Source organism: Helicobacter sp. T3_23-1059 (assembly GCF_053654515.1).
Genome location: NZ_JBSIUV010000029.1, coordinates 25215 through 32096 on the forward strand (window position 1 = coordinate 25215; position 6882 = coordinate 32096).

A 6882-nucleotide genomic window follows, 5' to 3' on the forward strand; every position below is an offset into this window, starting at 1 on the left:
TTGCCCAAATTTTTAGCAATTTTTGCTTGTAATTTATACAGATTTTATATGTTTTTCCAACATCTCTAAAGCATTTTGTGCTTCTTTTTGTGTGATATTTGCATTTAGGCAAAAACGGATTCTAGCGGTGTTTTGTGGCACGGTTGGATATTTTATCGCAGGGGCATAAATCCCACTAGATTCTAGCTTTTTAGCTAGTTTGATAGCCCGCGCATTTTCGCCTAAGATGAGAGAAAATATATGACTTTTGCCAAGCGAGGTTAGATAGTATTTGCTAGCGATTGTCCCTAATCCACTTTTAAAAACCTCACTTAGATTTGCTAATTTTTCCCTGCGTCTTGCCATAGATTTTGTGCCTAATTTTTGAAATACAAAGTAGCTAAACGCCACATTTATAGGAGGCAGGGCGGTAGAGTAGATAAGCCCCCTAGCCTTATTTACAAAAAATTCTTTGAAATGCCTATCACATATCACGCAAGCACCCATTGAGCCTATCGCCTTGCCAAAAGTAAAGATTAAAAAATCAATCTGTGATTGCAAGCCTAAAGCCATTGCTAGCCCAAGCCCGTCATTTTGCACGCGAAAATCACGCGCAAAATCATTAAGAGCAAAATCGCTTAAATCTTGTTTTGTGCGTGTCGCTATGTTTGTTTGTTTTGTCGCATCATTGCAAGTGCGTTTGCCAAAAACCCCTACACTATGGGCTTCATCAAGGTAAATATATATATTTTTGCCCATTTTTTTATACTCATTTTTTAGTGCGATGATTTCACGCAACGGCGCAAAATCCCCCTCCATACTAAACACCCCCTCACTTATGATAAAAATATGCTCATAATTTTTGCTCCTAGATTCTAGCAATTCACGCAAATGCAAAATGTCATTATGCCTAAATCGCTTAAAATCAGCCCCGCCAAGTCGCACGCCATCTATTATGCTAGCGTGAGCAAAAATATCTAGCAAAAAAAGCGAATTTGGTAATGAACTAAGTGCTTGCAAAAGGGAAATATTTAGATGATAGCCGCTATTAAAAAGTAGCGATTTTTTAGGAAAAAATATAGAATCTAAATGCGCTTCAAAATCCTTATAAACGCCAAATCCCCCGCTAAGCAAGCGCGAAGAAGATGAGCTAAAATATAACAAATCTTTTGGGCTAGTCTTGCTAAAAAATCGATAAAATTTTTTTATCATTTTTTTAGATTTTGCTAATCCTAAATAATCATTGCTTGCTAGATTTAGCAGTCTTTTTTTATCACAGCACAGATACGCACCATTATGGGCAAAATCACGCAAGTAGCGATAATTATCCTGCTTTTTTAGGGAATCTAAAATCTGTGTTATGCGTTGCATTTTTTCTCTTTTTTAAGTGTTAGATTTTGCGAGGATTTTGGTATTTTATTAAAATGAAATTATCGATTTTGGTGTAGTATTTTGCCATAAAAACCACAAAAAAGGCTAGCAAATGCCACAAATTTTTACCACAAAACCACCACCCAAAAATGCACACAAAAACTATCACAAAAACACGCAAAAAAATTCGCAAAAAAACGACAAACAAGCCCGATTAAAAGCCCTTGATTTAGCGCATATTTGGCATCCTTGCACGCAGATGAAAGACCATTTTAGCCATTCAAAAAATGGCGAAAATATCCCGCTAATCCCCATAAAAAAAGCAAAGGGCGTGTATTTGTATGATTTTAATGGGCAAAAATACATTGATTGTGTAAGTAGCTGGTGGGTAAATCTTTTTGGACATCAAAACAAAACCATAAATAAAGCAATCAAAAAGCAACTAAAAACCCTAGAGCATATTATATTAGCGGGTTTTTCTCACGAGCAAATTATTAGATTTTCTCATAGGCTAACTAGCCTTTTGTCCGCGCCACTTAATAAATGTTTTTATGCTGATAATGGCTCAAGTGCGATAGAAGTCGCCCTAAAAATGAGCTACCAATATCACAAAAATATTTCTCAAAATCTAGCGCAAAATCCCGCGCTAGATTCTAAAAAACCAAAATCTACAATCCCCGCAAAGATATGCCACACAAAGACACACCCCATAAAAACGCGGACAAAATTTCTAACACTCTCAAACGCATATCACGGAGAGACTTTGGGTGCGCTAAGTGTGGGCGATGTGGGACTTTATAAAGACATTTATAAGCCATTGTTATTAGAGTGTATCACTACACCTGTGCCAAAAAATGATGGACATAGCCTAACCCCTGCGGATTCTAATGATTATCAAAAAAAGCTAGACGCGCTAAAAGAGATTTTGCAAAAAGAGGGAGAGAGTATTTGCGCTTTTATCTTAGAGCCCTTAATCCAATGCGCAGGGGGGATAAATATCTATCCAAAAGGCTTTATAAAATCCGCCTGCGAACTAGCCCGAAAATATGGGATTTTAATCATTTTTGATGAAATCGCCGTAGGTTTTGGGCGAAGTGGGAGTATGTTTGCTTATGAGCAGTGCGGGGTAGTGCCAGATTTTTTGTGCCTTAGCAAAGGCATTAGCGGGGGATATTTGCCGCTCTCTGTGGTGGTTACAAGTGATAAAATCTATGAGGCTTTTTATGCGGATTATGAGAGTGATTTGGGGTTTTTGCATTCTCATAGCTACACGGGAAATGCCCTTGCTTGCGCGGCTGCAAATGCTGTGCTAGATATTTTTGCCTCCCAAAAAATCATAGAAAAAAACAAACACCTAAGCGCATTTATCACTTCGCGTTGGACTAAGCTAGCTAATCTAAAAAATGTCGCAAATATCCGTTATTGCGGTATGATTTTTGCCCTAGATATTGTGGGTAGTAGGCATAAAAGAGCGGGGCTAGAAGTATTTAAAAAAGGGCTAAAAAAAGGGCTATTACTTCGCCCGCTAGGCAACACGATTTATTTTATGCCTCCATTTATCATTACCAAAAAACAAGTAAAATTTGTGGTAGAAAATTTACGCGAAATCTTGCAAAATCTAGGCTAGTATTCAATCATTTTTCGTTGAAAAACCTTTTAAATCTAGCAAACTCCGCTCTAAATTTTGTTTTAATTCCTCGCTAAATTGCAAATTCAATTTATCCAAAATCCCTTTATCCAAAATCCCTTTATCAATGTTTTGCAAATTTTCACTCCAAGCCTCCATAAGCCCGCCCATAAATCCGCTAGATTTTGTAGCATTATGTTTGCCATTTATATGTTTAATATTGTTTAGTTTCTGTCCTTTTACTACCGCTAGCATTGCGTTTGCTTTTGCTTTTTTTAAATATAGATTTTGGATTTTGGCATAAGATTTACAAAGATTTTGCCTACCATAAAGCCTCTTTGTCTCTAGCATTAAAAATAGCTTATTTTTAATGTCAATCCTGCCAATAATCCACAAAACAAACGCTTCATACACGCTTGTATAATCGCCATTATCATTGATAATGATTTTTTCATTAGGACATTTGATAATCTCTTGTAGCTTTGATTTGATTGCTTTGTCATCACAGATTTTACGCTTTATCTCATCGCTACTTACCATATCTAGCATATCAAAATCTTTGACACATAGCAAATCTACTACAAATAATCTAATCTCGCTATGCACCAAGTCCGCGATATTCTCTAGCATTTTTTCATAATCGCGCACATTGCCCTACCCTATCGCCTTAAGCATTGCGCTATCTATGGCTATGCTTTTAGCTAACGCGATTTGCTGTGCTTCTTTGGCTTTCTTATCAGGCGAATTTTGAAAATCCTCCAAAAACCGCACACTTTTTTGTGCGCTAGATTTTATGCCCTCTAATTTGCCATTTAGCTTTTGTTTTGCTAGCTCAAAAATCGCATTTAGGCTATTTTTGAGCTCATTTTGAAACTCTCTCAACGCATTTGCATTTATCGAATCTATAAAGCTATCCACTTTTTGCTTTTTGCCCTCACCACTATCACCGCGCAAGATTTCAGCCAATTTTTCATTATCAAAGCTAATTTGGCTCATTATATTTTGACGCAAATTTTCCTTTGCTTTGCCAAAGTGATAATTCGCTCCACTTCGCATATCTTTAGCGATATTTTCATCAATCTCGCCAAAAAGCTCACCAAATTCGCTAAATACTTTTTCAAAAAATCCACCTATAATCTGCCCTGTAAAGTCATCAATCTTTTGCAACGAAGCATTTTTATACTGCGAAATAATGGAGCGAATCTGCTGAATCTCTGCGATACTTGCCTTTTGCGCGTCAAAGGATTGACTTTGGGAGAGTTCATTTGTAAGATTCTCTTTGTCATCGCTAGAAAACCATTCTTTTAATTTATCCATAGCAACGGGCAACAAAGCCTTTCCAGCTTCTATGACATAAGACAATAAAGTTGGTGTTTTGCTTATAATAGTTCCTACAGTGCCAACCAGCGCACCTAAAAAAGGTATTGCCATACTACACCCCCTTTATTGCATTTAAAATGGCGATATTTTTATTTAGCCCTAAAGCCAAATTTGCTTGTTCGCTTTGCTTTTGCTCGACATTTTTTTGCTTCTTTGATTTTTTCTAAAGTCGCTAGTTGATTATTTGCTAGTGTTTGGCGGACTTCCAACTTTGATTGCAGTGCTTTTGTCATTGATGCAACGCTATTTTCTATGCTTTCTACGAATCTATCACCCATTTTTCTAAATGCCTTTTGCGTAGTTTTTGCGATAAAATCCTGCATTTTTGTTTTTTTGTCTGCGCTACTATCAAGCGATAAAATCTCTACGCATTTTTCATTACCCAAGCTGATTTTATTGCTAATCTCTTTTAGCACAAAGCCTTGAATTTTATCAAACTCCGCCTCGCATTGTTTAGTAAAATCCTTGCCATTTTCTCCTAGAGATTGTGCCAATGCGCTGATAGATTCTACACCTATTTTTCTAAGCGCAGATTCAAAGGTCTCACCCTCTTTTGCTATGCGATTTTTGTATTCGATTAGCTCATTTTGCAAATTTTGCATATCTTGCATACTTGCATTATCTTTATCAAAAGCCTGCTTTCCCCCTAATGCTTTGGACAACATATCACCGAGCTGATTTATTTCCTTAGCAGATTCTTTAGCATCACTAGAACCAAGCCAACTTTTAATTTCATCATACACAGCCTTACCTGCACTAACGACTTTATCAACTAATGTGATACCTTTATCAATAATTACTTCTAGCTTGTCAAGAAATCCCATTTTACACCTCCCTTATTTATTGTTTTTGATGAGATTTTCGATTTGCTCACCCAGATTTTTTAACATTGCCTTGCTTTGAGATTCAAAGTTTGCGATGATATGTTCTATCTCATTTTGTGCCTCTTGCAATCCTTTTAGCTCATCATTTTCTTTGGCAATTTGTGCGTTTATCGCTTCAAGTCCGCCAGAGAGCGCATTATAAGTCTCTTGCTTTTTATTAGCATCGCCTGTGAAATACTCGCTTATGTTGCGTTGTAGATTGTGATAAGTCGCCTTTACGCCATCGATATAGATTTTTTGCACATTATCCAAAATATCCTTTTCTATGCGCTTATTCACCAAATCCACATTTGCAAACTCAAGCAATTTATCCAAATTTGCATCTATATCATCATTGCTAAATACTTTATAGCAAATGTCTTTTAGCGGTTTTGTATCTTTTAACTCGCCTTTTTTATAAAGTTCGCACAAAAACGCAGTCCAGCCTGACACGCCAATGATATTTTTATCTGCTAGCTCTTTGGTGTAGCAAGTGGATTCTCGGACGCCCTCAACTTGTTTTGGCGAAGTGAGATAATTTATCCATTCAGTCCTTATTTTCTCCCAACCTTCTTTTGTTTTTATGTCATAATGCGTTCCTAACACATAGACTTTTTCAGGTTTTCCACCTGTATTGTCAAACGCGCTATAAATGACATTTAATTCGCCATTATCCATAGAATTTACCATATTGCAAACAAGCACAACTTTTGCTGTGTTGATATAATCACGCGTGATTTTTGAGCGATAAGGCACAGGGTCATCTAGTCCGGGCGTATCCACAAACATTAGATTTTTTTGATATGGAAAATCAGGGTAGCTAATCTCTACTTCCTTTACGAAAAAATGCTCTGCATTTTTTGATGAAGTGTATTTTTTTAGCGAATCTATATCAAACGCTTCTGTGATTGTCGCTTTGCCTACGAATTTGTCTTTGTAAGATTCTGCGCCAAGCTCATCATATTTATCTTTAAAAAGTTTGCCACTTTTAATCGCGTCTTCCCACAGCTCTTCCCACTCTTTTTTGGTGTAAAAGGTGATTTTCATCTCTGCTTTTTTGCCATAGCGAAACTTCGTAAGCGTAGCCGTTTCAGGCGTAACATCTGTGCTTGCATATTCTGCTTTTAATAGCGCGTTTATAAGCGTGGATTTCCCAGCCTTTATCGTGCCTACAAAGGCGATTTCCAAATATTCGCTTTGATTTAGAAAATTTTCCGCTTCGTTTATGAAACCATCTAAAATCTTTTTAGATTCCGCGTTTTCATCATCTTTTGCGCAAACTTCAAGCACATTTTTAATCTGTGCCACTTCATCAAAATAGCTTTGCACCGCCGTATTTGGCGCAGGTTTTGAATCTACCTTTTGAGCTATTTTAGCGATAAAATCTTTTAGATTTTTGCTACTTTGCTCTAAACTATTTTTGTCGCTAAATTCCGCTCCACCTACGATTTCGCCACATTTGTAGCAAAATAACTCCGCCTCTATTCCACAATTTGGACATTTTTGTAATGCTGATATTTTTGTAATGCTGACATTTTGTCTCCTTTTTTGTCTTTTTCACAAAACCTAAGATTTAGATTTCTAAGTTTTACAAAAAAAAAAAAAAAAAGAAAAAAAAAAAAAAAAAAAAAAAAAAAAAAAAAAAAAAAAAAAAAAAAAAAA

General features: G+C 36.4%; 6 protein-coding genes. 1 reads left to right on the forward strand and 5 read right to left on the reverse strand.

Annotated elements, in window-relative coordinates; genetic code table 11:
• Positions 1 to 33: 33 nt before the first annotated feature.
• Positions 34 to 1350 (reverse strand): aminotransferase class I/II-fold pyridoxal phosphate-dependent enzyme, encoded by a 1317-nt coding sequence (locus tag ACWIX0_RS08865; RefSeq protein WP_454173659.1) that lies wholly within the window; start codon positions 1348 to 1350, stop codon positions 34 to 36.
• Positions 1351 to 1609: 259 nt separating this feature from the next.
• Between ACWIX0_RS08865 and ACWIX0_RS08870 the strand changes: the two genes are divergently transcribed.
• Positions 1610 to 2977, forward strand: a complete 1368-nt coding sequence (locus tag ACWIX0_RS08870) for an aminotransferase class III-fold pyridoxal phosphate-dependent enzyme (RefSeq protein WP_454173664.1) — start codon at positions 1610 to 1612, stop codon at positions 2975 to 2977.
• Positions 2978 to 2980: 3 nt separating this feature from the next.
• Here ACWIX0_RS08870 and ACWIX0_RS08875 read toward each other — a convergent pair whose 3' ends face one another.
• From ACWIX0_RS08875 to ACWIX0_RS08890, 4 genes are read right to left on the reverse strand one after another with little or no spacing between them, the layout of a single operon-like run.
• Complete coding sequence (locus tag ACWIX0_RS08875; RefSeq protein ID WP_454173660.1) at positions 2981 to 3625, reverse strand: hypothetical protein; 645 nt, start codon at positions 3623 to 3625, stop codon at positions 2981 to 2983.
• Between the two features lie 6 nt (positions 3626 to 3631).
• On the reverse strand, positions 3632 to 4408 hold the full coding sequence (locus ACWIX0_RS08880; protein WP_454173661.1) for a hypothetical protein: 777 nt from the start codon (positions 4406 to 4408) through the stop codon (positions 3632 to 3634).
• Positions 4409 to 4446: 38 nt separating this feature from the next.
• Positions 4447 to 5181: a hypothetical protein gene (locus tag ACWIX0_RS08885; RefSeq protein WP_454173662.1), complete on the reverse strand. Its 735-nt coding sequence runs from the start codon at positions 5179 to 5181 to the stop codon at positions 4447 to 4449.
• A 12-nt stretch (positions 5182 to 5193) separates the two neighbouring features.
• Positions 5194 to 6549, reverse strand: a complete 1356-nt coding sequence (locus ACWIX0_RS08890; protein ID WP_454173663.1) for a dynamin family protein — start codon at positions 6547 to 6549, stop codon at positions 5194 to 5196.
• Positions 6550 to 6882 lie beyond the last annotated feature (333 nt).